The organism is Pseudomonas lopnurensis (genome assembly GCF_015070855.1).
GTDB classification, from domain to species: Bacteria; Pseudomonadota; Gammaproteobacteria; order Pseudomonadales; family Pseudomonadaceae; genus Stutzerimonas; species Stutzerimonas lopnurensis.
Genome location: NZ_JADDIX010000054.1, coordinates 1 through 1,015, shown reverse-complemented (window position 1 = coordinate 1,015; position 1,015 = coordinate 1). Strand labels below are relative to the sequence as shown.

Annotated in this window: 2 protein-coding genes and 1 pseudogene; 1 reads left to right on the top strand and 2 read right to left on the bottom strand. The window is 64.9% G+C overall.

Annotation, left to right across the window (positions count from 1 at the left end):
• Positions 1-303: OmpA family protein (locus IN820_RS22600; protein WP_235989123.1), on the top strand; the 303-nt coding region annotated here is incomplete at its 5' end.
• 50 nt (positions 304-353) lie between these two features.
• On the opposite strand, the gene IN820_RS10365 is transcribed toward IN820_RS22600, so the two are convergent.
• Positions 354-734, bottom strand: coding sequence for a RidA family protein (locus IN820_RS10365; protein WP_193680905.1), 381 nt, complete (start codon positions 732-734; stop codon positions 354-356).
• 118 nt (positions 735-852) lie between these two features.
• Positions 853-1,015, bottom strand: a pseudogene (locus tag IN820_RS22595) (DUF2931 family protein); the annotation flags it as partial.

Genomic DNA, 1,015 nt, shown 5'->3' with positions numbered 1-1,015 from the left:
GAAACGAGCGGCAGGCTGGGCGACGCTGCCGAGCAGACGCTGGAGCGCATACTGCTGGCGGCGCGGCAGCGTGATTATCCGGTGGTCACGGTGATCGGCCACACCGATACGCTCGGCCCGCGGACGGCCAACGAGCAGGTCGGGTTGCGGCGCGCGCAAAGCGTGGCCGAGTTGTTGAGGCAGCAGGGGCTGGAGGCGATGGAATTGCGGGTGGAGTCCCATGGCGAGCGCAACCTGCTGGTGACGACGCCGGATGCCACGACCGAACCGCGCAACCGGCGGGTCGAGGTGCTGGTGCGCTGAGACGGCTCGTCACCAGCGCGGCGGGTACACCGCGCCGGCTGTGGGCGCGCTCAGCCGATGACCAGGATCGCGTCCATTTCCACCTGTGCTCCCTTGGGCAGGGCCGCGACGCCGATGGCCGCGCGGGCCGGGAACGGCAGTTGGAAGTAACGGCTCATCACTTCGTTGACGGTGGCGAAGTTACCCAGGTCGGTGAGGAAGATGTTGAGCTTGACGATATCCTTCAGCGAACCGCCGGCCGCTTCGGCCACCGCCTTGAGGTTCTCGAAGACCTGCACGGCCTGCGCCTCGAAGCCTTCCACCAGCTCCATGGTCCTGGGGTCCAGCGGGATTTGCCCGGACAGGTAGACGGTATTGCCGGCGCGAATCGCCTGGGAATAGGTGCCAATGGCAGCGGGAGCCTTGTCGGTGTTGATCACGGTGCGGGACATGGGAGTTTCCTTCTGGGATAGCTGCAAGCCTCAAGCGGCAAGCTTCGAGTGAAGAGCGGAACAGCCGAGGGAGAGATTCTAACCCGGTCTTGCGCCGATGCAGCCTGCAACTGCCTGTTCACCATGACCCGTAGGGGATGCCGTGCTTTTCGATATAGGCTTTGGACGTTTCCGAAAGGGGGCGGTGGCCTCCCTGGGAGGTTCCTTCATAGGGCCCCTTGGGTTCGATTTCTGCCTGAGCGCGCAGGACTTCGATGGGGCTGCCGCAGGTGCTCATGACC